Below are 23748 nucleotides of genomic sequence, written 5' to 3'. Positions count from 1 at the left end.
TCAAGCCTCCTCCAAAGTGAAGCGTGTTAGTTCCTGCTTCTCCCCTGAAGTCTCAAGGAAAAACCGCGTCAGCAGGTTCTTGGCCGTCAGTTGCCGGTATTCGGCCGTGGCGCGCCAGTCCGTCAGTGGCGTGAAATCCTCATCCAGCGCATCGCGCGCCGCATCGATCGTTTCCTGCGACCACTCTTTGCCGAGAAGCGCTGCCTCCAGATGTGCGGCCCGTTTCGGCGTGCCGGCCATGCCGCCGAAGGCGATGCGGATGTCTTTAACCGTGCCGTCGGTATCGAGCGTCAGGTTGAAGGCGGCGCACAGCGCGGAAATATCCTCGTCGCGCCGCTTGGAAATCTTGTAGACGGCGTAACGGCTTTCCGGCTTCCGGAACGGAATGAAGAGTTTTTCGACGAACTCGCCGCTCAGCCGGTCCTGTTTGCCGTAGTCGATGAAATAGCTTTCCAGCGGCAGGCTGCGGTTGCCGGAAGACGAGCGCAGGGTGAGCGTCGTGCCGAGTGCGATCAAGGCGGGGGGCGTGTCGCCAATGGGCGAACCGTTGGCGATATTGCCGCCGATGGTGCCCATATTGCGCACCTGCTCGCCGCCGAGCCGGTCAAACAGCCGGGCAAGCGGCGGAAAATGTTCTGCAATGGTCTTGAAGGCCTGGCTGTAGGTGACACCGGCACCGAGCGTGATACCGTTCTCATCCACAGCGATGGTCTGCAGATCCCCGAGATTGTTGATGAAGATGACAGGGTTCAGCGCCCGCATCTGCTTCGTCACCCATAGGCCGACATCGGTGCAGCCGGCAACGATGGTCGCCTTCGGCTCGGCAGCGTAAATCTCGGTCAGATCGGAAAGCGTTGCCGGAATGATGGTGCGATCCTCGCCTCTGACGACGGTGATCGTCTCGTTTTCGCGGATCGCCCAGAGCCTTGCCATGATGTCGGTGCGGTCGCGCTGCAGCGGGTCGAACAGCGCGCTTGGGCGCGCAGTGGCGATCTTTTCAGCGGCCTTCACGATCGGCTCATAGCCCGTGCATCGACAGAGATTGCCTTGCAGCGCCTTTTCGATATCGGCGCGGCCGGGGTTTTCGCTGGTAAGCCACAGGCCATAAAGCGACATGATGAAACCCGGCGTGCAGAAACCGCATTGCGAGCCGTGAAAATCCACCATGGCCTGCTGCACGGGGTGCAGCGTGCCGTCGCGGGCGGCCAGATGCTCAACGGTCACGATATGGGTGCCGTGCAGCGAGCCCAGAAAGCGGATGCAGGCGTTGACGCTTTCATAACGCAGAGAACCATCAAGCAGCCGCCCGACCAGCACCGTGCAGGCGCCGCAGTCGCCTTCCGCGCAGCCTTCCTTGGTCCCGGTCAACCGCTTGCTGAGGCGGAGGTAATCGAGAAGCGTGTCCGTCGGTCCGAAATCCTTCAACGAAACCGTTTCGTTGTTGAGGATGAAGCTGATCGCGTCCTTCATGCAATGCCCTGCTGTTTTGACCGGCTGCCGAGCCGGTTTCTTGTGATTATCTTGACGTATCTATGCACGCTCTTGCGCGCATATCGATTTCCGTTTTGGCAATTCATTGTTTCCATAACGGAAAGAAAATCTGGCAATTATTGCGCCGTCCAGCCGCCATCCACGGAAATGTGGGTGCCGGTGATATTGCTTGCGGCGTCGCTGGCCAGAAATATGGCGGCGGCGGCGACGTCATCGACGGTGACGAACTGCTTGGTCGCCTGCAGCTCCAGCATCACGTCGTTCTTCACCGCTTCTTCGCTGATGCCGCGCACCTTGGCCATCTCAGGTATCTGCTTTTCGACGAGCGGCGTGAGTACATAACCGGGACAGATGGCGTTGACGGTAACCCCGGTCTGGGCAAGCTCAAGCGCTGCCGTCTTCGTCAGGCCCATGATACCGTGTTTGGCCGCCACATAGGCCGATTTGAACGGTGAGGCGACGAGACCGTGGGCCGAGGAAATGTTGATGATGCGGCCCTTGCCGGCCTTCTTCATCAGCGGTATCGCGGCGCGCATGGTATGGAAGGAACTGGTCAGATTGATGGCGATGATCCAGTCCCATTTTTCCGTCGGAAACTCCTCGATGGGCGCGATATGCTGGATGCCGGCATTGTTGACGAGCACATCCACCGAGCCGAGTTTTTCGTGCGAGGACTGGATGAGGTCGGCGATCTCGTCCGGTTTCGTCATATCCGCGGGGTGGTAAAGCACACGCCCGCCGCTTTCGGCTTCCAGCAACAGCCGCAGTTTTTCGATCTCGTCTTCGTCGCCGAAGCCGTTCAGTACGATATTGGCGCCCTCCCGCGCAAATCTCTGCGCGATGGCAAGACCGATACCGCTTGTAGAGCCTGTCACGATAACTGTCCGATGCATGCTTTCCCCTTTTTGCATTACTTCGCACATGTTTAAGCAGCGTATGCCCAAAGGGGGCGGGCTGGCAATCGCGATTTCGGGTGAGGGTGACAGAGGGGTGAATCCGGCCACGCCCATCCATTTTTTCGAAGCTAAGCATCCAGATTTTGCGCCAGATTTTGCATTTGCCTGCGGGGGCGTCGGCCCCTATCTCTGAGGCAAGCAAACAGAGGTATTGTTTATGGAACTCGGTCTTTACACATTCGCGGATGTCAATCCCAACCCCGCCGATGGTCGCGGGCCGGAAGGCGCGCGCCGTCTCAAACATCTGCTGGAGGAAATCGAGCTTGCCGATCAGGTCGGGCTCGATGTTTTTGGCCTCGGGGAACATCACCGTCCGGATTATGTCGTGTCCTCGCCCTCAACTGTGCTGGCGGCAGCCGCCGTGAAGACGAAGAACATTCGCCTGACGAGCGCCGTTTCGGTGCTGAGTTCGGATGATCCGGTGCGGGTGTTCCAACAATTCTCAACCGTCGATCTCCTGTCGAACGGCCGGGCCGAGATTATGGCCGGGCGTGGTTCCTTCATCGAATCCTATCCGCTGTTCGGTTACGATCTCGAAGATTACGACGTGCTCTTCGCTGAAAAGCTCGATCTGCTCTTGGCGCTGCGCGAACAGGAAATCATCACCTGGTCCGGCACCAAGCACCCGGCCATCAATGGGCGTGGGGTTTATCCGCGTCCGTTGCAGGAGCGTCTGCCGGTGTGGATCGCCGTCGGCGGCACGCCGCAATCGGTGGCGCGGGCTGGCGCGATGGGCCTGCCGGTGGCGCTTGCCATCATCGGCGGTGAATATCGTCGCTTTGCGCCGCTGTTTGATCTTTACCATGAGGCTGCGCGCAGGGCGGGTCAGGAAAAGACCAAGCTGCGCACCAGCATCAACGTGCATGGTTTCATTGCCGACACCACCGACAAGGCGGCCGACCAGTTTTACGGCCCGCAGGCGGAGGTGATGAACCGCATCGGTCGCGAACGCGGCTGGGGGCCGACGAACCGTGCCCATTTCGATGCGGCGCGCGGACCGGAGGGCAATCTCTTCCTCGGCGAACCGGAGCTGGTGGCGGAAAAGATCATCAAGGCGCATGGCGTGTTCAGGAATGATCGCTTCCTGCTACAGATGGCCATCGGCCTGATGCCGCACGACCAGATCATGCGCGGCATCGAGCTTTATGGTACGAAAGTCGCCCCGATCGTCAGAAAAGAATTGACGGGGAGCGCCGATCCGGTGAAAGCCACGGCCTGATTATTACAAGGCGGGCGCTTTCAGACCCGCCAGACAGAACGACGGACAGAGACATGGTCATTTCCACCGAAGAAGAACTGGTTCTGCTCAAGGATATCGGTCGCCTTTGCGCCGTTGCCATGCAGACCATGGCGGACGCGCTGGAACCCGGCATCACCACGGCCGAGCTGGATGCTATCGGCCGCAAGGTGCTGGAGGATAATGGCGCGCAATCGGCGCCGGAGTTCTGCTACAAGTTCCCCGGGGCAACCTGCATCAGCGTTAACGAGGAAGTGGCCCACGGCATTCCGGGACCGCGTATCATCAAGGCGGGTGACCTCGTCAATATCGATGTCTCGGCCGTGAAGAACGGTTTCTTCGGCGATACCGGTTCGTCTTTTGCCGTGCCGCCGGTGAAGAAGGAAATCGAGCGCCTCTGCCGCGATGGCAAACGCGCCATGTGGACGGGTCTTCAGCAGGTGAAGACCGGCAGGCCGTTTGCCGATATCGGCAATGCCATCGGCGCTTTCGCGAAAAAGAACCGCTATACGCTGATCACCAATCTGGCGAGCCACGGCATCGGCCGCTCGCTGCATGAGGAGCCGAAGGAGCTGGCGACCTGGCCGGACAAGGACGAGCGCCGTATCATGCAGGAAGGCATGGTGTTTACCGTCGAGCCCTTCCTGTCGACGGGGGCCTATTGGGCCGAGGATGGCGATGACGATCCATGGACGCTCTATAGCGATCCGAGTGCGCCGACGGTGCAGTATGAGCACACGGTTGTGGCGACGAAGAACGGGCCGCTGGTGCTGACGCTGGCCGAGTGAGGGTGGGGCTGTCGGGTTTCCATCTCCTCATCCCTGTGCTTGTCACAGGGATCCAGCCAGCCCAAGTCCTTGGGCTGAAAAGAGCCCTCTCGTCGCGCGGACGCGCGTCGGCTGGATTCCTGTGACAAGCGCAGGAATGAGGGTTGGAGGGCGCGGTGCCGTATCCTTCACCTGAGATCTCGCACCGATAACGACCGCTTATGACGCCGATCAAAATAACTCGCTTGTCCCTTATCTGCCCCGTTGCGATAAGCCATGCATGAGCATTGACAAGCCACTTTCCACCAAACATCTGACCGCACTCGGATTTTCCGGGGCGCTGATGATGGCCTCCGCCATGGGTTTCGGCCGTTTTTCCTTCACGCCCATCCTGCCCGGCATGATGGCGGATGTTCCGCTTTCGGCGGGGGATGCGGGGATCGTGGCTGCTGGCAACTTCGCCGGTTATCTGACGGGTGCGGTTCTGGCCGCCTATTCATGGGGGTCGGGGCGGGAGCGGCTGGTGGCCCTTTGCGGCCTGTTTTCCACCGCTGTGCTGCTTCTTGCCATGGCCGCTTTCAGTTCCGTCGCGGCTTTCACCGTCATCCGGTTTCTTGCCGGTGTCGCCAGTGCAATGACCATGATCTTCACCTCGCAAATCGTTATCGGCCACGCCATGAAGGCGGGCAGGGACACGATCCAGGCGCTGCATTATGGCGGCGTCGGCGCGGGTATCGCGATTTCTTCGCTTGCGGTCTATCTGATCGGCGTCGTTTTTGACGGCGGTGGTTCCTCGTGGAGAGAGGAATGGATTGCGGGCGCGGTCTTTTCCTTCGTCACATTTCTTCTCGTCTTTCGCGTGCTTCCCGCTGGCCCGCCGCGGCATGCATCCGCGGTGGCGGAGCCGCCGCTTCGCTGGACACGGCCGCTGGTTCTGACGACGCTCGCCTACGGGCTTTTCGGCTTCGGTTACGTCATCACCGCCACCTTCATCGTGGCGATAGCGCGCATGGCCGCCGCCGGTGCTTTCGTTGAGTTTCTCGCCTGGTTCATCACCGGCTGCGCCGCCGCGATTTCTCTTTTCCTCTGGAAACCGGTGCTGAAATCGCAGGGGCTGAAACGCGCTTTCGTGATCGTGCTCGCGCTGGAAGCCGTCGGTGTCTTCGCTTCGGTGATGCTGCCGCCCGTGCCGGGTGTTCTCGCCGGCGGCCTGCTTCTCGGACTGACCTTCATGGTCATCACCGCTTATGGCCTGCAGCTCGGCCGGGAATTTGCCGGGCCGAGCCCGCGCCGCGCCTTTGCGCTGATGACGGCCGCTTTCGGCACGGGCCAGATTGTCGGGCCGCTTGCCGCCGGCTGGATTGCTGAGGTGACGGGAAGTTTTACCGCGCCCAGCATTCTCGCTTCGGCCGTGCTCGTCGTCAGCATTCTCCTGATGCTGCCGGTGCTCGCCACGGAGCGGCGGAGCTAGGCCGCGGGCCGTCTTTTCCTGCCTTTAATCTGGTGTTTCCCTTGGGGATTGTCCGCCGCGCACGCCTTACATCTTGTTAAGGTCAGCGCTTCTTCATTGCTGTGCACAAATTTCTGCCCTAGGTTCGGGCCATCTAGTGCTTCGCCAATAATGGCTGATTTCAAACGCGCGTGAGTTCGAAACGTGTTTCATTCTTTCTTTCCCAAACCGAAAATCTTCTTCACGTCGGCCATTATCTGGGCTTTTTTCGCCATTCTTGGATGGTACTTCATCGTTGAAGGGTTAGGTCGGTCTTGGGGCTATGTAATGCCTGAACAGGAACCCTACGATCTCAGCTACTTCCTGGTCCCGGCTAACCTGTTCTTTTACGGCTATCTCGCATTGTGCCTGGCGGCGTTCGGCGGCGTGTGGACCGTTATCGCCAAGGATCATCCCTGGAAATACTGGTCCATCTGGGGATCGTTGCTGATTATCGCGGTGACCTATTTCGGCGTTCAGATTTCCGTCGTGATCAACAATTTCCGGCGGCCTTTCGGCGATCTTCTGCAAAATGCCCTTTCGAAACAGCCGGGTATCGAGGTCTGGGATTTCTACAGTCTTCAAATCGTCTTCGCCAAGATCGCTTTTCTCAGCATGGCCGTTTCGATCCTGACGGATTTCTTCACCAGCCATTATATCTTCCGCTGGCGAACCGCGATGAACGACTTCTACATGTCGAAATGGGAAAAGCTGCGTCACATCGAAGGTGCGTCCCAGCGCGTTCAGGAAGATACGATGCGGTTCTCCTCGACGCTCGAAGGGTTGGGCATCACGCTCATCAACTCGGTGATGACGCTCGTCGTCTTCTTGCCGATCCTGTTTGCGCTGTCGTCCTATGTCTCGGAACTGCCGATCCTCGGTGAAGTGCCGCATGCGCTGTTCTGGCTGGCGATTGTCTGGTCGGTATTTGGTACGGTGCTTCTGGCGACAGTCGGCATCAAGCTGCCCGGCCTGAACTTCCGCAATCAGCGTGTGGAAGCCGCCTATCGCAAGGAACTCGTCTATGGCGAGGACCACGCCGACCGCGCCCAGCCGCCGACAGTCAAGGAACTCTACTCCAATGTGCGGAAAAACTATTTCCGCATGTACTGGCACTATCTCTATTTCAACGTCGCACGATATTTCTACATTCAGGCCGATGCGGTGTTCCTGCTTCTGATGCTCGTTCCGACCATCGTGGCGGGCAAGATCACCTATGGTATCTACCAGCAGATCGCCACGGCCTTCGGTCAGGTCAGCAATTCGTTCCAGTATCTCGTCAATTCCTGGACGACGATCATCGAGCTGCTTTCAATCCACAAGCGTCTTGTGGCCTTTGAGGCTGCGATTGACGACAAGCCCCTGCCGGATATCGATGAGCGTTATCTGAAGCGGGAAGCGGAAGCCGGTGAACTGGCGGCCAACAAGCCCTGAGTAAGAAAAGGCGGCCCCTCGGCCGCCTTTTGCACCTGTTGCTTCGGTCCAAGGAAGAAGCCCGAGGATGATCCGCGGTCGGGTTTAACCTTCGGTCTTCTGCTTCTTGCGCGCCTCGATCATCGGCATGGCTTCGGCATAGCTCACACAGGCGACATCGGTCTTGTGGCAGACCTCGCGCAGCAGCCGCTCATAGGCATTCCAATAGGCGCCGCCATTCATCTTCACGAAGTGAAAGCCCATCTGCAGGGGAATGCGCTCGCCATTATACTGCCTGTCAAAAGCGGTGCGGAAGGCGGCATAGGCGCGTTCCTCGAATTCTTTCGAACGATCCGGCGTCTCGATGCCGATGGAGTGGCGGATGAAGAGATTGTAGTCCATGGCGATGATCGGGCGGTTGCCCGGTCCTTCGGGAACGAGGGGCAGGCCGAAATGTTCGATGCCTTCGCGCTCCACCGGCCATTCCGGTCCCTTGGTGATGCTGGTGGCGTCATAAACGAAGCCGTGTTTTTTCTGCGCGGCGGTCAGCGCCGGGCCCTGTGAGAGATAGGGCGCACGGAAACCGTTGATGTTCTTGACCATCTCGCGCCAGCCTTCGGGCTCTTCGCCCTTCTTGCCGATCATCTGCCAGGCGTTTTCCAGCGTGCTTGTGAAGGTGGTGAATTCGCCATCCCATTGTTCCGCGGTCCACTGGCCGCCATCGAAATGGCCGCAGGTGTGGTTGCCGATCTCGTGACCTTCGCGATAGGCGGCCCAGATGTTTCTAAGCCTTGTCTCCACCTCTTCCGGCGACTGGCCGAAACCGACATTGGAACGGCCGGCCTTCTGGCCGGGACCCTGATAGGTCTTGGCGCTGGTCTTCCTGTCCATCACCAGCGTGCAGGCGAGGAAATAGGTGAAATGCGCGCCGACCTCCTTCGCCGTCGCCCGGCTTCTTTCCCACAGCGTATTGTCGCCCGCACCGTCGAAGGACACGATGACGAGTTGCTTCGGCTTCTGCGCCTCTTCGGCAAATGCGGGAAGGGCGGCGAGAAACGACAGGGAAAAAGCGGTAAATGGGCGAAACATCAGTTATCCGTCATATGAAACACCGTGGCCTTTTGCGGGTGGAATAAGGCGAAGCTTTGAATAGTCTGGCGTTTTCATGACTTTCGGCCTAATTCCTGTTCTCACTTGCGGTGATAGGGCCGCTTCGTTCCACCGGGGGACCGTGTTCCATGCTTTTTCTCGCACTCTGTCTTGCCTTGTTCCTGCTGACGCATCTTTTGAAGGTGGTCGCACCGCAATTTCGCGCCCGCATGATCGCGACGATGGGCGAAGGCCCTTTCAAGGGCGTCTATTCCGTTGTCAGCCTCGTCACGCTCGGCCTTGTCATCTATGCCTTCGGCGAAGCAAGGCAGGAGACGGGCATGTTGTGGTATCCGCCGGTCTGGATGAGCCACATCGCCGTCACCCTGATGCTGCCCGCGATGATCTGTCTTATCGCCAGCCTCATACCGGCTGGCCACATTGCGACGAAGACCAAGCATCCGATGGTCCTTTCCGTCAAGATCTGGGCGCTCGCCCATCTTCTGGCCAATGGCGAGACGTCTTCGATCCTCCTCTTCGCATCGTTTCTCGCCTGGGGCGTGGTGATGCGGATTTCGCTGAAGCGCCGAGAACGCGCGGGTGAAAAAGTGGTCCGCGACTTCGTTTCAAGCCGCTATGATCTGGTGGCCGTTGTCGGCGGCGTCGTTCTGTGGGGTGCTTTCATCCTGAAACTGCACGAATGGTTGATCGGCGTTCAGCCCATCGCCATGTAGGAAATCAACGTTTCCCCCTTACATATCAGGCAAAATAGGCTAGAAGGCCGACCATGACCCGGTTGGCATGACTTTCGCTGACCCGGGTAAGCGGCTTGGTATGTCCGCGAACGGATGGATCGGCGACGATCTCCGCGCGGGTAACGGAGAATTTGATGGCAAACGAAAATGATACCTTTATCCGCGAAGTGAACGAGCAGATCCGTTCCGAGCAGCTGTCGCGCTTCTGGGGCCGTTACGGTATCGTCGTCGTCGGCGCCGCCATTCTCGTGGTTGTGGGCGCCGCCGGCGCCGGTATCTACGAATACTGGAACACCAGCCGCGCTTCCAACTCCGGCGACCAGTTCCTCGTGGCGCTGAAACTTGCCTCGGAAAACAAGACGGATGAGGCGCTGAAGGCCTTCGCCGATCTCGAAACTTCCGGTCACGGCAATTACCCTGTTCTGGCGAAGTTCCGCTCGGCCACGCTGCTTTCGCAGAAGGGCGACGCGGCCGGCGCCATCGCCGCCTTCACCGCCATCGGCAACGACACCTCCGCACCGCAGGTCTTCCGCGATACCGCCAAGGTGCGTGCGGCATGGCTGCTGGTGGACAACGGCACCTATGATCAGGTCGTCGCCCTTGCGGAGCCCTTGAGCACCGACGGCCAGACCATGCGGGCGTCTGCCCGCGAGGCGCTCGGTCTCGCCGCCTATAAGGCTGGCGATTTCGCCAAGGCCAAACAATGGTTCGAGCAGATCATCAGCGACACGCAGGCGCCGCGCAACGTGACGAACCGCGCGCAGATCATGCTCGACAACATCACTGCTTCGGGCAAGGCTGCTTAACGCCGCTTCGCCACGCAAGATCGCTCCGGCATTTCTTCGCATTGCCAAAGCGATCTAACTCTTTATTTTACGCATGTCTTTTGCCCAAAACAGGTAACGTTTTGGGCAGACTTGCTCTAGGGAACCAAGATCAATGAGCTTCACCGTCGCCATAGTCGGGCGCCCCAATGTCGGCAAGTCCACGCTTTTCAACCGTCTGGTCGGAAAGAAACTGGCGCTGGTGGACGACACGCCGGGTGTCACCCGCGACCGCCGCCCCGGCGAGGCGAAGCTGGTCGATCTGCGTTTCACCATCATCGATACCGCCGGTCTGGAGCAATCCGGGCCGGAAACGCTTCAGGGCCGCATGTGGGCGCAGACGGAAGCGGCGATTGACGAAGCCGATGTGACGCTGTTTGTCGTGGACGCCAAGGCGGGCCTGACGCCGGCCGACGAGACGCTGGCCGAAATGCTGCGCCGTCGCGGCAAGCCGGTGGTGCTGGTGGCCAACAAGTCTGAAGCGCGCGGTTCCGATGCCGGTTTCTACGACGCCTTTACCCTCGGCCTTGGTGACCCTTGCCCGATCTCCGCCGAACATGGCCAGGGCATGATCGACCTGCGTGACGCCATTGTCGAGGCAATCGGCGAAGACGCCGCTTTCCCGCCTGAGGTGGATGAGGCGGAGACGGATATCGTTCTGCCGCGCAGCGAGCCGGGCAGCGAAGACGAAGAAGACGAAGAGCCGGTTTATGACGAGACCAAGCCGCTGCGCGTCGCCATCATTGGCCGCCCGAATGCGGGCAAGTCGACGCTCATCAACCGCTTCCTCGGTGAAGACCGCCTGTTGACCGGTCCGGAAGCCGGCATCACCCGCGACAGCATCTCGGTCGAATGGGACTGGCGCGGCCGCACCATCAAGATGTTCGATACGGCCGGCATGCGCCGCAAGGCCAAGGTGACGGAGAAGCTGGAAAAGCTCTCGGTCGCGGATTCGCTGCGCTCCATCCGCTTTGCGGAAACCGTCGTCATCGTGTTCGACAGCACCATCCCGTTCGAAAAGCAGGATCTGCAGCTGGTCGACCTCGTCATCCGCGAAGGCCGCGCCGCTGTGCTTGCCTTCAACAAATGGGATCTGGTCGAAGACCCGCAGGCCTATCTGGCCGATCTGCGCGAAAAGACCGAGCGGCTTCTGCCGCAGGCGCGCGGCATCCGCGCCGTGCCGATTTCCGGCCAGACGGGCTATGGCCTCGACCGGCTGATGCAGAATATCATCGATACCGACAAGATCTGGAACCGCCGCATCTCGACCGCCAAGCTCAACCGCTGGCTGGATTCGCAGACGACGCAGCATCCGCCGCCGGCCGTTTCCGGCCGTCGCCTGAAGCTGAAATATATGACGCAGGTAAAGGCCCGCCCGCCGGCCTTCATGATTTCCTGCACGAGGCCGGAAGCTATTCCCGAGAGCTATACGCGTTACCTCGTCAACGGTCTGCGCAAGGATTTCGACATGCCGGGCGTGCCGATCCGGGTGCATTATCGTGGGTCGGACAATCCGTTTGAGAGCAAGGCGAAGAAGAGGCGGTAATCTTCCGCGCGGCGTCGCGGCGCATTTCTTCTCCCCGTGGGGGAGAAGGTGGCCCGAAGGGTCGGATGAGGGGGCAAGCTCTCCGAATATTCCGACCGTCGCCCCTCATCCCGCTGCCGCGGACTTCTCCCCGACGGGGAGAAGAAACAAGGGGCACCAGCTCGCTCCAATTTCACTGTCCGGTTTTGAAGAGTAAAAACCATGCTGATCAAGCAGACCGACTATTTCAGGATTTACCGGGTCATCAACAGCCTGCTCCTCAGCCAGAATGCCGATCCCGCTTCGGCTTCCATGTATTTCAGCACCTTCGGCGCGTTCATTTTGCAGCAGCATTACAAGGTGAAGGCGGTGCCGAAAGGCGGGCTCGCGGCCTATAATCTCGGCGGAACGGTTTTGCTGTTCGCCGATCATCGCGAAGACGGTTATGTGACGGGCGCGGGCGAGAATTTCCACTGCTGGGTGGAGGCGGATGGATGGGCGATCGATTTCATGGCGCCCGCTTTTTCGCAAGGGGCCGATACGCTTGCGGTACCGGCAAAGATGTTCCAGCGGCCGCTCGCGGCCATGGCGGCCTCCATCAACGATCTCGGGCAATCCGGCGATTTCTTTTACCGCTCCGAGCCGGAAGCCACGGCCAAGCGCTTCGCCGACTGGCACAAACAGGCGATGATCGGCGATATGGCGAGCGTTGCCGCCAGCTGGTTCCGCAAATCGCCGAAGCAGATGGCGGCCTCGCTTTCGGTAACGGATCGGGATGGCAAGGCGCGGACCGTGCCGCTTTCCGGCCAAATGCTTGCCGGAGCATGGTGAAGGCAGGTTACGCGGTGCGGCGTCGATCCCGAAGGTTTGGTAGGGAAAGGCCTTTTGATTTATAAGGGCGCCGGTGCTACGCAGACTGAGCTGCAACAGGAACGGGATCGACGTGCTCCTATGGCCGATGACACCATTTCAATAAGCTTCACGCCCGACCCGAAACATGTCCCTTCCTATGTCTACGGCTATCAAAATCAGGCTTATGAAAATTACAGCATGATTTTCGACAAGTCCTGGGCTCGCCATTTTTCCTGGGCACGAGTCAAGCTGTCGATATTTGCGGGGCTGGCTGCGGCTTTCATCTATTCCATAAGCCTGCCGTGGTTTCCAGGCGTCTGGCCGGTGGTCGGTTATTGGGTGTTCGCCCCCGCACCGATCGTGGCTCTCGCCATCTGGTTTATTATCTGGCAGGGCGCGAGACGGGAGGCGAAATCCTATTATGAGGTTCTCGCTCACTGGAATATCGCCCACGAGCGAATGTATTCGCCTCACACCCAAGTCGAGATCGGGCCTCAGGGCTACAAGCAGGTCACACGGCTGGACACCGTGCAGCTGAGCTGGGCGCGCTATCATCTCGCAATCACGCCACCGGATAGTCTGGTGCTGGTTTTCCATGGGACGGTGGTCGTGATACCCAGCAGTGCCTTGCCGATCGCGCCAAAGGATGTTGTCGAGAAGATCAATCACTGGTGCGCTGCCCAGCAAAAAGAGCTTCTGCCCTTATCCTGAAGCGGCATCTCGAGGGATGTGGCGGGGTATCATCCGCAAAAAGGACGGCCAGCGTGTTCTCGCGGCAGCCGCCTGACGTCAATCAGCAGCCCGACCCCGTTCTAAAGATAACGGCAGTCGCGTCCTGATCGCCTTGTGACATTCCCGCTCGGTTTCGTCCACTGTTCCCAAAGAAAATCTCGGGGATTGCCTTCATGCAAGTTGGGAACGGGATAACAGCGGCAGCGATTTCCCGGCGGCGTGGATGACATTGTCGAGAAATTGCCTTGAAGCCTTTTCCCAGCTGTAGCTTTTGGAGAGCGCCAGCGCCGCCTGTGGCGAACAATGAAGCGCCGCCAGGCAGGCATCGCGAAGATTGTCGTCCAGCGCGCCGGCAGCGGGGTTGCCGCCGAGAATGTCGATCGGTCCGGTAACGGGGAAGGCGGCCACGGGCACGCCGCTTGCCAGCGCTTCCAGAATGGTATTGCCGAATGTGTCGGTCTTCGAGGGGAAAACGAAGACATCGGCCTGCGCATAGGCATCGGCGAGGTCCTCACCGGTCTTGACGCCAGTGAACAGCACATCAGGATATTTTTCCTGCAATTCATGGCGGGCCGGGCCGTCACCGATGACGATCTTCGAGCCCGGCAGGTCGAGGTCGAGAAATTCCGGCAGGTTCTTCTCCACCGCCACACGTCCCACCGTCATGAAGATCGGCCTCGGCAGGTCGAAAGGCAGCTTTGCCTTCGGGCGGGGATGGAAAAGCTCGGCGTCGATGCCGCGGCTCCAGCGCTTCAGGTTGCGCACGCCGCGCGCTTCCAGCTCGGTCTCAAGGCTCGGGGTGGCCACCATGCAGGTGTTGCCGCCATTGTGGAACCAGCGCACGAAGGCATAAAGCCAGCTTTCCGGGACGGGGAAACGCGCCGCCACATATTCGGGAAAGCGTGTGTGATAGCTGGTGGAAAAACGCATGCGGTTCTTCACGCACCAGCGCCGCGCCATGAAGCCCAGCGGCCCTTCCGTCGCGATATGCACGAAGGAGGGCTGGCTTTTTTCGATCTCCGCCGCCACACGGCGATAGCCGGCGACGGAGAGGCGAATTTCCGGATAGGTGGGGCAGGGGATGCTGTAAAAACTCTGCGGCGTGACCATGCGCACATCCACACCCAGCCGCGCCAGTTCGGTGTTGGTATTTTCTATCGAGCGAACCACGCCGTTGACCTGCGGGTGCCAGGCATCTGTGACAATCGTGATTCTCGTCATGAAACACTGATCCTGCTCATCTGCGCGCGGGCGAATCCCCATTGCCCGGCTTCTGTCCGTATATGCGGCGTGCGTGTTACAGGATCATGTCAGGGCTTTTGACAGCGGGGAAGCGGCTGAGAGGAGGCTCTCCGCCGCGTAGACGCACGTCGGCCGGTTTCCGGTGACAAGCACAGGAATGAGGGGCAGATAGGGGGCTATCCCACCAGCGGAAGCAGCTCGGGGCTGATCAGCGCGCCGTGGTGACCGATGACGGTTGCCGCCGCCCTTGCGGCGAAGGTGGCCGCTTCCTCCGGGGAACTGCCGGTCACATAACGGGCGAGGAACGCGCCGTTGAAGCTGTCACCGGCGCTTGTCGTATCCACCACGTCCACGGCCTTTTCCGCCGGGGCGTGGCTGCGGCTGCCGCCGAAATCGAGCGTCGCACCCTTGGCGCCGTCCTTGACCACGATGTTTTCGACGCCGAGTGAACGATAGCGGTCGATGGTCGCTTCAACGGAAGCATCGCCGAAATGGCTCGCCTCGTCATCGAAGCTCGGCATGACAAGCTTGGCGGCGCGCGCACCGTTGGAAATGGTCTCGAGCATGTTGTCCTTGTCCGCCCACAGGCGCGGGCGGATGTTGGGGTCGAACACCACGAGCTTGCCCGCCGCCTTGGCGCGGCGCAGTTCCGCCAGAAACGTATCGACATCATGCGCGGAGGCGAGAATGGCGAGCGTGATGCCGGAGAAATAGACAACATCGGCGCTTTCGACCGTTTTGCGCAGATGATCCGCGTCCGCGGCCAGCTGTCTTGCCGCGGCGGCGTTGCGCCAGTAGCTGAAGGTGCGCTCGCCATCCTTCAGGTTGATGAGGTAAAGGCCGGGTGTGCCGCCCTTGATACGGCGGATTTTTTCGGTGCCGATGCCGGCATCGGCAATGAAGGCCAGCATGTCTTCCGAAAGCGGATCGTCGCCGAGTGCGGTGAAATAATCGACCGACCAGTCTTCCGGCAGGCAGGCGCGGGCATACCAGGCGGTATTGAACGTATCGCCCGCAAAACCCTTGCGCAGCAGCCCGTCGCCGGCCTGCGACAGTTCCACCATGCATTCGCCAATCGACAGAAACCGTCCGCCCACGCTGTCATCCTCCCGTTTTTTCCAGCCATGCGGCTTACGACGAGTGCGCGCCGCTGACAAGGGCGGTTTTGGCCGTTTGTGCATGTGCGAAGTTCCGGTTTACGCGGCCGCGTCGGCTTTATATTCTCCGCTCAAACCATCAGGAGATCGCCCATGCCGCTAACCCATGCCCCGGTCCACAAACCCCAAGCGCAATCGGACTGGTGGAAGGGAGCGGTGATCTATCAGGTTTATCCGCGCTCGTTTCAGGATACGACCGGTGACGGATATGGCGATCTTGCCGGGGTGACGAAACGTCTGCCCTATATCGCCTCGCTCGGTGTCGATGCCATCTGGCTCTCGCCTTTCTTCACCTCGCCCATGGCCGATATGGGTTATGACGTTTCCGATTATTGCAATGTCGATCCGATGTTCGGCACGCTTGCCGATTTCGACGCCCTGATGGCCGAGGCGCACCGGCTGGGCTTGAAGGTCATCATCGATCAGGTTATTTCGCACACGTCAGATCAGCATCCCTGGTTCGTGGACAGCCGTGCCAGCCGCACCAACAGCAAGGCCGACTGGTATGTCTGGGCCAATCCCAAGCCGGATGGCACGGCGCCGACAAACTGGCTTTCCGTGTTCGGCGGACCGGCCTGGGAATGGGACGGCGTGCGCAAGCAATATTACATGCACAGCTTCCTCGCCTCGCAGCCGGACCTGAATTTTCACAATCCCGAGGTTCAGGATGCTCTTCTCGAAACCGTGCGCTTCTGGCTGGATCGCGGCGTGGACGGTTTCCGGCTCGATACCGTCAACCACTATTTCCACGACAAGCTTTTGCGCGACAACCCGCCGCTTTTCGACGAGGAAAGTTTTGGTCTCGATGCGTCCGACGTCAATCCCTATGGCATGCAGGATCATCTTTACGACAAGACCCGGCCGGAAAACGTGGCTTTCCTGAAGCGCTTCCGCGCGCTGCTCGATGAATATGAGGGCCGTGCAACGGTGGGTGAGGTGGGTGACGGGGCTCGGTCGCTGAAAACCGTGGCGGCCTATACGTCCGGCAACGACAAGCTCAACATGTGCTACACCTTCGATCTGCTGGGGCCGGATTTCAGCGCCAAACATTTACGCGGTTCGGTCGAGACCTTCGGCAAGGTGGTAACGGATGGCTGGGTTTGCTGGGCCTTTTCCAACCATGACGTGGTGCGACACCTCAGCCGGTTTTCCGAAGGCGCTGAAGAGCAGACACGGGTTGCGAAGCTCGCCATCTGTGTCCTCGCCAGCCTGCGCGGCTCCATCTGCCTTTATCAGGGCGAGGAGCTGGGTTTGACCGAGGCCGAACTTGCCTTCGAGGATTTGCGCGATCCCTACGGCATCCGCTTCTGGCCCGCCTTTAAGGGCCGTGACGGGTGCCGCACGCCGATGGTGTGGGAGACCGGCAAGCCGAATGCCGGCTTTTCAAGCGCTGAAAAGCCCTGGTTGCCGGTGCCCTATGTCCATGCCATGCAGGCCGTGGATTCGCAGGAGCGCAAGCCGGATTCGGTTCTGAACCACTATCGTGCGGTTTTGTCTTTCCGCAAAGGTCACGGCGCGCTGCGCGATGGGGACATGCACTTCATCAAGACCAATCTCGATGTGCTGGCCTTCACGCGCCAGAAGGGCGACGAAAAACTGCTGTTCGTTTTCAACCTGACGCGCGAGGCCCTGGAATTTCCGATACCGAAAGGCATGCGGGTCACGGATATCCTGCCGATGCCGGGTTTCGCGCCGCTGTTCGATGCGGGGATTGTCAAGCTCGATGGGCTGGATGTGTTTTGCGGGACAGTTGTATGAGCGGTCCATTCGTCATCGGAAACGCTGCCGACTATCGGGATGACTGGTGTCTTTTGCGACACCGCCTGTGGCCGGATACCACGCCTGACGAACATAGGGCGGAGTTACAGGACGTCTCCGACGCCGGGGCTGGATTTATTGTCCACGATCCGGCCGGGGTGGCCATTGGTTTTGCCGAGGTCAGTCTGCGGCGGGATTACGTCAACGGCTGCGGCACGTCGCCCGTGGCGTTTCTCGAGGGAATTTATGTCGAGGAGGCGTTTCGCAGACAGGGCGTTGCCGCAGCGCTCGTGGCCGAAGTGACCCGCTGGGCCATCAGCCAGGGCGTCACCGAACTCGCATCCGATGCCGATATTGCAAATGTCGATTCCCATCGCATGCATGCGGCGCTGGGATTTGAGGAAACGGAGCGGGTGGTTTATTTCCGCAAGCTTCTGCCTTCGGATTGAGGGGCAGAGGCACAGCAGATGCTTCCCTCATTCCTGTGCTTGTCACAGGAATCTAGCCAGCCCAAGTCTTTGGGCGGAAAAGACTCTCTCGCCGCGCAGACGCGCGTCGACTGGATTCCTGCGACAAGCACAGGAATGAGGAGGTCGGCGTTTCATGCGCGTTTCCCGTCTTCCGCCGAGGCATTTTCCGCCAATCAGATCAGCATAAACCGATCCACATCCACCATGCCCATATCCGAAATCTTCAAATGCGGAATGACGGGCAGCGGCAGGAAGGCCACTTGCAGGAAGGGTTCTTCCAGCGTCGTGCCGAGCGCATAGGCTGCTTTTCTGAGTGTGTGCAGCGTATCGCGAACGGTCTCATAGGGTTCGAGGCTCATCAGCCCGGCCACGGGCAAAGCGATCTCGCCGGTGACCCTGCCGTCTTCCACCACCACGAAACCGCCCTTGATTTCGCCGAGCCGGTTGGCGGCCAGCGCCATGTCGTCCTCGTTGACGCCGACGACGCAGATATTGTGGCTGTCATGGCCGACGGTTGAGGCGATCGCGCCCTTCTTCAGGCCGAAGCCCTGAACGAAACCATTGGCGTGGTTGCCGTTCCTGCCATGGCGTTCGATGACGGCAACCTTGATGATGTCGTTCTCAAGATCGACGGTGGTCTGGTTGCCGTCTGTCGGCAGCCTGTAGCGGCGGTGCTCGGTAATGATCTTGCCGGGAAGCACGCCCATGACCGGGCTTTCGCCTTCCGTGACCGGCACGCCGAAATGGGCCGCCAGCACCGGCCTTGCCTTGACGCTGTCGAGACCCACGGGTGCAACCGGTTTGCGGGTGGCAAACAGGGCGTCATCGACGATCCGGCCACCGGAAAGCACCATGCTGGCCTTGCAGTTCTGCAGGCTGTCGACGACCACGAGATCGGCGCGCCAGCCCGGTGCAACGAGACCACGATCGCGCAGGCCGAAGGCCTTGGCGGCGGAAATCGAGGCGGCGCGGTAGATGGCGAGCGGCTCGACGCCGCTGGCGATCGCCGTGCGGATCATATAGTCGAGATGGCCCTGTTCGGCGATATCGAGCGGGTTGCGGTCATCGGTGCAGAGCGCCAGATAGGGCGACAGTCGCTCGGTTATGATTGGCATCAGGGCGTGCAGGTCCTTCGAGACCGAGCCTTCGCGCACCAGAATATGCATGCCCTTGCGGATTTTCTCCAGCGCCTCCGGCGCGCTGGTGCATTCATGTTCGGTGCGGATGCCGGCGGCGAGATAACCGTTCAGCGCCGTTCCGGACAGAAGTGGCGCGTGCCCGTCGATATGCTGGCCCTGGAAGGCCTCGAGCTTTGCCATGCACACCGGGTCCTTGTGGATGACGCCGGGAAAATTCATGAATTCGGCAAGGCCGATGACCTTCGGATGATCGCGGAATGGCAGCAGCTTTTCGATCGGCAGATCGGCGCCTGATGTTTCCAGATGGGTCGCGGGCACGCAGGAGGAGAGCTGCACGCGAATGTCCATGATGGTTTCCATGGCGCTGTCGAGGAAGAACTGAAGCCCCTCAACACCGAGAACATTGGCGATCTCGTGCGGGTCGCAGATGGCGGTGGTAACGCCATAGGGCAGAACGCAGCGGTCGAATTCGTGCGGTGTCACCAGTGACGATTCGATGTGGAGATGCGTATCGATGAAACCCGGAACGACGATTTTTCCGGAAATGTCGATTTCCTGTCGGCCCTTGTAGTTCTCGCAGGTGCCGACGATGGTGTCGCCACATATGGCGATATCCGACGCGACGAGTTCTCCGGTAACGAGGTCGAAGAAGCGTCCGCCCTTGAGAACCATGTCCGCCGGTTCACGGCCCGTACCCTGGTCGATACGCGTTTCAAGTCTGGAATTCATGCGGGTTTCTTCGGCTCCTGATTTGCGTCGTATGCGATAGTTTTCACTATTTACATTCTAAGGTTGTTTCTTGGTCTATTTGGATTGATTCTTTGAGTTTTAAATATATCCGGAGTAAAAAATTTTCATATTTGTGTTATCTAATCTTTCAAGGCCCAGGTTTAGGCAAGTTGGGAAGGCTTGACTTCACCTTTATAGTTTAGCCGGTTGCGCGCCGACATTTTTTTTGAATTGCGGTTTCAGGTTATCATTCCCGGGAAGGAAAATAAAAGCATCTGATGCTCAAACGAATTTCCACCCAGCAACTGACGCTTGGCATGTTTATCGAAGCGGTCGAAGGAACGCTTTCGAACCAGGGATTTTTAAAGCGGCACCGCTTTCTTTTGCGGCATGAGGAATTAATGCGTCAATTGAAATTGAGCGGCGCCGAAAGCATCGTCATCAACACGGCCAAGGGGCACGACACCGAAGGCAGCAAGCGTTCGGCAGCCGTTTCACCGCCATTGTGCAATTGCCCGGAAACCGTGGCTGCCGTTACCCATGCCGTACGCTCGGCCGCCGATACCATTGCCGAAACCTTTGCCTCCGCTGAAGCCGGCGGCAGTGTCTCGCTGAAGGGCATGGCTGCGGCGGCGGGCAAGATTTCCGATGCCGTGCAGTCGAACCCGGCGATTTTCATCGGCGTCACCCGCCTGAAATCGAAAGACGAAACAACGTTTGTGCACTCGGTCTCCGTCAGTGGCCTGATGATTCTTTTCGGTAATTATCTCGGGCTCGACAGGGGAACGGTCAATCTGCTCGGCATCAGCGGGTTGCTGCATGATATCGGCAAGGTGGAAATCCCCTCATCGATCCTCAACAAGGCGGAAGGATTGAGCGCCAGCGAGCGGGAGATCATCAATCTTCACCCGGCATTCGGCCGGGATATATTGTCACGCAACGCGCAGATGCCATCAATGGTGCTTGATGTCTGCTTCAATCATCATGAGCGGATGGATGGCGGCGGTTATCCGAGTGGCCGTGCGGGCGGCGAGATCAGCCTTTACGCCCGTATCGCGGCGGTCTGCGATGTCTATGACGCCGTGACCTCGGTCAGGCCCTACAAGAAGCCGTGGACGGCGAATGAAGCGCTGACATGGATGCTGCGCCGGGAGGGGCATTTCGACATGCAGCTTCTGAAAAAGTTTGCCCTGTGTATTTCGGCGTCGCTGCCGAGGGGTTAGCTGCCGAAGATGATCGCCATGTTGAGGCTGTCGATGTGACGCCCGTCGATCAGGACGGCGTCGCGCGCTCGGCCTTCATGCACAAAACCGATCTTTTCATAAAGCGCAATTGCTCTCGCATTGTCCGCATGTACGCTTAGCTCGACACGATGCAGCCCGCATTGACGGGCGGCATCGAGTGACCGCCGCATCAGCCGCGCGCCAAGTCCCTTGTCACGATAGGCGGGCAGGATGCCCATGCCGAGCGTGCCGCAATGGGCGCGGGTTGCTCTGCTCTGGCGGCGAATATCGCACCAGCCGGCCACCTCGCCATCCGCAATCGCCACGAATTGCGGATGGTCGTTTTCGATCATGTCGAGAACGAAGGCGCGAACCGAATCGAGCGGCGGCGCCTCCAGGAAGCTCAGATATTTCCGCTCGCGCGATACCGTATCGAGAGCACGGTGAAAGCTTTCAACGTGCTCCGCCCGGATGGGTTCGATGCTGATGGCGTCGGTAGCCACCATCATGCCGCCTTCGTCTTCGCCTTGCGGGTCAGATGCACCACGACATTCTCGATCATCCGCATGCCGGCGTCCTGGCCGAGCGTCATGATCGATTCCGGGTGGAACTGAACGGCGGCCACCGGTTCCTTGGCGTGTTCGATGCCCATGATCGTGCCGTCCTCGCTTTCCGCGGTGATGATGAAATCACGCGGCAGGGTGGCGGGGTCGGCGAAGATCGAGTGGTAACGGCCGACGGTTACTTCCTTGCCGAGACCGGAGAAGACGAGGCCAGGTTCCAGCACGCGGATGCGCGAGGGTTTGCCGTGCATCGGCACCGCAAGCTGGCGAAGCTCGCCGCCATAGGCTTCCGCCAACGCCTGAAGGCCGAGGCAGACACCGAAGATCGGCAGGTCACGGGCGCGGGCGGCCTTGATCGTCGCCTTGCAGTCGAAATCCGTCGGGCTGCCCGGTCCGGGCGAAAGTACGACCAGATCTGGCTGGAAGCGATCGAACACGTCTGCGGCGACAGGCGTTCTGACGGTGGAAACCGTGGCACCCGTCTGGCGGAAATAATTCGCCAGCGTGTGCACGAAACTGTCCTCGTGATCGACGAGCAGGATCTTGACGCCGTTGCCAACCTTGGCGGCATCGCGCTTGGTGGCAGCGGAGTTGGTGCCCTTGGCATCGCGAATGGCTGATATCATGGCGGAGGCCTTGAGTTCGGTTTCTGCTTCTTCTTCCTGCGGATTGGAATCGTTGAGCAGCGTCGCACCGGCGCGCACTTCTGCGATGCCGTCCTTGATGCGGATGGTGCGCAGCGTCAGGCCGGTATTCATGTCGCCGTTGAAGCCGACCATGCCGATCGCGCCGCCATACCAGGCGCGCGGGCTCTTTTCATGGCCTTCGATGAAGCGCATGGCCCACAGCTTGGGTGCACCGGTGACGGTGACGGCCCATGCGTGGCTGAGGAAGCCGTCAAAGGCGTCCATATCGTCGCGCAGACGGCCCTCGATGTGGTCGACCGTGTGGATGAGGCGCGAATACATCTCGATCTGGCGGCGGCCGATGACCTTCACCGAACCCGGCTCGCAGACGCGGCTCTTGTCGTTGCGGTCCACATCCGAGCACATGGTCAGCTCGGATTCGTCCTTTTTCGAGTTGAGCAGTTTCAGGATCTGCTCGCTATCAGCAATCGGGTCGTCACCGCGCTTGATGGTGCCTGAGATCGGGCAGGTCTCGATGCGGCGGCCGGAGACGCGCACGAACATTTCCGGCGAAGCGCCGACCAGATATTCCTGATGGCCGAGATTGATGAAGAAGGAATAGGGCGAGGGATTGATCGCCTTCAGGCGGCGCGAAATCGCTGATGGATTGCTTTCGCAGCGTTCCATGAACTTCTGGCCGGGAACGACCTCGAACAGATCGCCGCGGCGGAAGCTTTCCTTGGCCTTCACGACAAGTTCGGAATATTCGCCGGGACGGTGATCGCCCTTGGGCGGGATCGTGTCGGTGGTCTTGAACGGCTCGGGTGTGATTTCGGAGGACTTGCCGTCCGTCGTCGCGCCGGCCTTTTCGAAATCGTAACGGTCGATCCAGGCCTTGGCGGAATAATGGTCAACGACGAGGATTTCATCGGGCAGGAACAGCACCATGTCGCGCTGGTCTTCCGGCCGCGCCAGCGACAGCTTGATGGCGTCGAACTGGAAAGCGAGATCGTAACCGAAAGCGCCGAACAGGCCGATTGCCGAATCCGCATTCGAATAGAAAAGGTCGACGATGGCGCGCAGCGCAGTGAAGACGGTCGGGATTTTCGAACGTTCTTCCTCAGTGAAGACGCGGTCCGGTTCGTTGACGGTGAGATCGAGGCGGCGTGTGGTGGAAGCGCCAAGCGTGAGATCGGGCGTCGCCTTCAGCTTTTCGGTGATGAAGCCAAGCAGCACTTCGCCACGGCCATTATAGGCCTCGATCCACATCTTGCGGCCAAAACAGGAGATACCGAGCGGCGGATCGATGATGGCCGTATCCCAGCGGGTGTAACGGCCGGGATATTCATAGTTGGACGAGAAGACCGCGCCGCGATGGGAATCGAGCTTTTCGATATAATTATCGATGGCGTTGGCATAGTCGGCGGGCCGGCGTTTTCGGCTGACCTTGATGCCGCCTTTCGTCTCGTAGGTTTCCGCTCCGTCATCCTGAATGATCGTTACCATTTCTTTCGTACTTCCTGTTGTTCAGGCCCGATGACAGGCGGCAAAATAACAAAAAAGCCGCCTGAAAATTCGGGCGGCTTGGACTTTGTCTGAAGACATGACTGGTCAAGGCCGCGAAAAGCTGCCCCACCACCAGTTAGCAATGTTCTTAGACACGATATTCATGGGAAAATTGTTAGCGTGCACGATCCGCCTTGGCAAGCGG

Annotated in this window: 20 protein-coding genes; 12 read left to right on the top strand and 8 right to left on the bottom strand. The window is 59.7% G+C overall.

Annotated elements, in window-relative coordinates; translation table 11 throughout:
- The gene (gene xdhA / locus QRN60_RS11390) at positions 1–1470 is read right to left on the bottom strand and encodes a xanthine dehydrogenase small subunit (RefSeq protein ID WP_080866355.1); all 1470 of its coding nucleotides are present in this window, start codon (positions 1468–1470) and stop codon (positions 1–3) included.
- A 137-nt stretch (positions 1471–1607) separates the two neighbouring features.
- Positions 1608–2384, bottom strand: a complete 777-nt coding sequence (locus QRN60_RS11385; RefSeq protein WP_003510356.1) for a 3-hydroxybutyrate dehydrogenase — start codon at positions 2382–2384, stop codon at positions 1608–1610.
- 220 nt (positions 2385–2604) lie between these two features.
- Between QRN60_RS11385 and QRN60_RS11380 the strand changes: the two genes are divergently transcribed.
- The 4 genes from QRN60_RS11380 to sbmA all read left to right on the top strand — a co-directional run bounded on the left by QRN60_RS11380 (position 2605) and on the right by sbmA (position 7374).
- Complete coding sequence (locus QRN60_RS11380; protein ID WP_003510358.1) at positions 2605–3666, top strand: LLM class flavin-dependent oxidoreductase; 1062 nt, start codon at positions 2605–2607, stop codon at positions 3664–3666.
- 53 nt (positions 3667–3719) lie between these two features.
- Positions 3720–4472, top strand: a complete 753-nt coding sequence (gene map, locus QRN60_RS11375; protein ID WP_003510360.1) for a type I methionyl aminopeptidase — start codon at positions 3720–3722, stop codon at positions 4470–4472.
- Between the two features lie 259 nt (positions 4473–4731).
- The gene (locus QRN60_RS11370; RefSeq protein ID WP_003510362.1) at positions 4732–5922 is read left to right on the top strand and encodes an MFS transporter; all 1191 of its coding nucleotides are present in this window, start codon (positions 4732–4734) and stop codon (positions 5920–5922) included.
- 183 nt (positions 5923–6105) lie between these two features.
- On the top strand, positions 6106–7374 hold the full coding sequence (gene sbmA, locus QRN60_RS11365; protein WP_060727457.1) for a peptide antibiotic transporter SbmA: 1269 nt from the start codon (positions 6106–6108) through the stop codon (positions 7372–7374).
- 84 nt (positions 7375–7458) lie between these two features.
- Here sbmA and QRN60_RS11360 read toward each other — a convergent pair whose 3' ends face one another.
- Positions 7459–8442, bottom strand: coding sequence for a polysaccharide deacetylase family protein (locus tag QRN60_RS11360; RefSeq protein WP_112278356.1), 984 nt, complete (start codon positions 8440–8442; stop codon positions 7459–7461).
- Between the two features lie 149 nt (positions 8443–8591).
- On the opposite strand from QRN60_RS11360, the gene QRN60_RS11355 reads away from it, so the two are divergent.
- The 5 genes from QRN60_RS11355 (at position 8592) to QRN60_RS11335 (ending at position 13109) form a co-directional block, all read left to right on the top strand.
- Positions 8592–9176 carry an NnrU family protein gene (locus tag QRN60_RS11355; protein ID WP_060727455.1) on the top strand — a complete coding sequence of 195 codons (585 nt, stop codon included), beginning with the start codon at positions 8592–8594 and terminating at the stop codon, positions 9174–9176.
- A 155-nt stretch (positions 9177–9331) separates the two neighbouring features.
- Complete coding sequence (locus QRN60_RS11350) at positions 9332–10003, top strand: tetratricopeptide repeat protein (RefSeq protein ID WP_003510369.1); 672 nt, start codon at positions 9332–9334, stop codon at positions 10001–10003.
- A gap of 133 nt (positions 10004–10136) precedes the next feature.
- Positions 10137–11567, top strand: coding sequence for a ribosome biogenesis GTPase Der (der, locus tag QRN60_RS11345; RefSeq protein ID WP_003510370.1), 1431 nt, complete (start codon positions 10137–10139; stop codon positions 11565–11567).
- Positions 11568–11768: 201 nt separating this feature from the next.
- Positions 11769–12377: a DUF2026 family protein gene (locus QRN60_RS11340; RefSeq protein WP_004430073.1), complete on the top strand. Its 609-nt coding sequence runs from the start codon at positions 11769–11771 to the stop codon at positions 12375–12377.
- 120 nt (positions 12378–12497) lie between these two features.
- Positions 12498–13109, top strand: a complete 612-nt coding sequence (locus tag QRN60_RS11335; protein WP_162690296.1) for a hypothetical protein — start codon at positions 12498–12500, stop codon at positions 13107–13109.
- 192 nt (positions 13110–13301) lie between these two features.
- On the opposite strand, the gene QRN60_RS11330 is transcribed toward QRN60_RS11335, so the two are convergent.
- Together QRN60_RS11330 and QRN60_RS11325 are read right to left on the bottom strand one after the other, a co-directional pair.
- Entirely contained in the window at positions 13302–14351 is a 1050-nt protein-coding gene (locus tag QRN60_RS11330; protein WP_004430079.1) for a bifunctional monoglucosyl/glucuronosyl diacylglycerol synthase, read from the bottom strand.
- 197 nt (positions 14352–14548) lie between these two features.
- Positions 14549–15469: a sugar kinase gene (locus QRN60_RS11325; RefSeq protein WP_004430082.1), complete on the bottom strand. Its 921-nt coding sequence runs from the start codon at positions 15467–15469 to the stop codon at positions 14549–14551.
- Between the two features lie 153 nt (positions 15470–15622).
- Here QRN60_RS11325 and bglA point away from each other — a divergent pair, with 153 nt between their 5' ends.
- Both bglA and aac(6') read left to right on the top strand, forming a co-directional pair.
- Complete coding sequence (gene bglA / locus QRN60_RS11320; RefSeq protein ID WP_129564934.1) at positions 15623–17287, top strand: beta-galactosidase BglA; 1665 nt, start codon at positions 15623–15625, stop codon at positions 17285–17287.
- Entirely contained in the window at positions 17284–17736 is a 453-nt protein-coding gene (gene aac(6') / locus QRN60_RS11315; RefSeq protein WP_129564933.1) for an aminoglycoside 6'-N-acetyltransferase, read from the top strand. Before bglA ends, aac(6') begins: the two co-directional genes overlap by 4 nt.
- Positions 17737–17930: 194 nt before the next feature.
- Here aac(6') and ade read toward each other — a convergent pair whose 3' ends face one another.
- Complete coding sequence (gene ade, locus QRN60_RS11310) at positions 17931–19625, bottom strand: adenine deaminase (protein ID WP_129564932.1); 1695 nt, start codon at positions 19623–19625, stop codon at positions 17931–17933.
- A 278-nt stretch (positions 19626–19903) separates the two neighbouring features.
- On the opposite strand from ade, the gene QRN60_RS11305 reads away from it, so the two are divergent.
- A complete protein-coding gene (locus QRN60_RS11305) occupies positions 19904–20848 on the top strand; it encodes an HD-GYP domain-containing protein (RefSeq protein WP_080866346.1) in 945 nt (314 codons plus the stop codon).
- On the opposite strand, the gene QRN60_RS11300 is transcribed toward QRN60_RS11305, so the two are convergent.
- Both QRN60_RS11300 and QRN60_RS11295 read right to left on the bottom strand, forming a co-directional pair.
- Positions 20845–21357: a GNAT family N-acetyltransferase gene (locus tag QRN60_RS11300; protein WP_165000638.1), complete on the bottom strand. Its 513-nt coding sequence runs from the start codon at positions 21355–21357 to the stop codon at positions 20845–20847. The genes QRN60_RS11305 and QRN60_RS11300 overlap by 4 nt on opposite strands.
- Complete coding sequence (locus QRN60_RS11295; RefSeq protein WP_129565613.1) at positions 21354–23543, bottom strand: anthranilate synthase; 2190 nt, start codon at positions 23541–23543, stop codon at positions 21354–21356. Before QRN60_RS11295 ends, QRN60_RS11300 begins: the two co-directional genes overlap by 4 nt.
- Positions 23544–23748: the final 205 nt, after the last annotated feature.

The organism is Agrobacterium sp. CFBP2214 (assembly GCF_030209895.1).
In the GTDB taxonomy this organism is placed as follows: domain Bacteria; phylum Pseudomonadota; class Alphaproteobacteria; order Rhizobiales; family Rhizobiaceae; genus Agrobacterium; species Agrobacterium radiobacter.
Note: the sequence above shows the minus strand (reverse complement) of the source record. Positions and strands in the feature narration are given on the sequence as shown.

Coding starts and splice junctions, on each gene's coding strand:
- xdhA (WP_080866355.1), bottom strand. CDS start 1,470: ATGAAGGACGCGATCAGCTTCATCCTCAACAACGAAACGGTTTCGTTG.
- QRN60_RS11385 (WP_003510356.1), bottom strand. CDS start 2,384: ATGCATCGGACAGTTATCGTGACAGGCTCTACAAGCGGTATCGGTCTT.
- QRN60_RS11380 (WP_003510358.1), top strand. CDS start 2,605: ATGGAACTCGGTCTTTACACATTCGCGGATGTCAATCCCAACCCCGCC.
- map (WP_003510360.1), top strand. CDS start 3,720: ATGGTCATTTCCACCGAAGAAGAACTGGTTCTGCTCAAGGATATCGGT.
- QRN60_RS11370 (WP_003510362.1), top strand. CDS start 4,732: ATGAGCATTGACAAGCCACTTTCCACCAAACATCTGACCGCACTCGGA.
- QRN60_RS11360 (WP_112278356.1), bottom strand. CDS start 8,442: ATGTTTCGCCCATTTACCGCTTTTTCCCTGTCGTTTCTCGCCGCCCTT.
- QRN60_RS11355 (WP_060727455.1), top strand. CDS start 8,592: ATGCTTTTTCTCGCACTCTGTCTTGCCTTGTTCCTGCTGACGCATCTT.
- QRN60_RS11350 (WP_003510369.1), top strand. CDS start 9,332: ATGGCAAACGAAAATGATACCTTTATCCGCGAAGTGAACGAGCAGATC.
- der (WP_003510370.1), top strand. CDS start 10,137: ATGAGCTTCACCGTCGCCATAGTCGGGCGCCCCAATGTCGGCAAGTCC.
- QRN60_RS11340 (WP_004430073.1), top strand. CDS start 11,769: ATGCTGATCAAGCAGACCGACTATTTCAGGATTTACCGGGTCATCAAC.
- QRN60_RS11335 (WP_162690296.1), top strand. CDS start 12,498: ATGGCCGATGACACCATTTCAATAAGCTTCACGCCCGACCCGAAACAT.
- QRN60_RS11330 (WP_004430079.1), bottom strand. CDS start 14,351: ATGACGAGAATCACGATTGTCACAGATGCCTGGCACCCGCAGGTCAAC.
- bglA (WP_129564934.1), top strand. CDS start 15,623: ATGCCGCTAACCCATGCCCCGGTCCACAAACCCCAAGCGCAATCGGAC.
- ade (WP_129564932.1), bottom strand. CDS start 19,625: ATGAATTCCAGACTTGAAACGCGTATCGACCAGGGTACGGGCCGTGAA.
- QRN60_RS11305 (WP_080866346.1), top strand. CDS start 19,904: ATGCTCAAACGAATTTCCACCCAGCAACTGACGCTTGGCATGTTTATC.
- QRN60_RS11300 (WP_165000638.1), bottom strand. CDS start 21,357: ATGATGGTGGCTACCGACGCCATCAGCATCGAACCCATCCGGGCGGAG.
- QRN60_RS11295 (WP_129565613.1), bottom strand. CDS start 23,543: ATGGTAACGATCATTCAGGATGACGGAGCGGAAACCTACGAGACGAAA.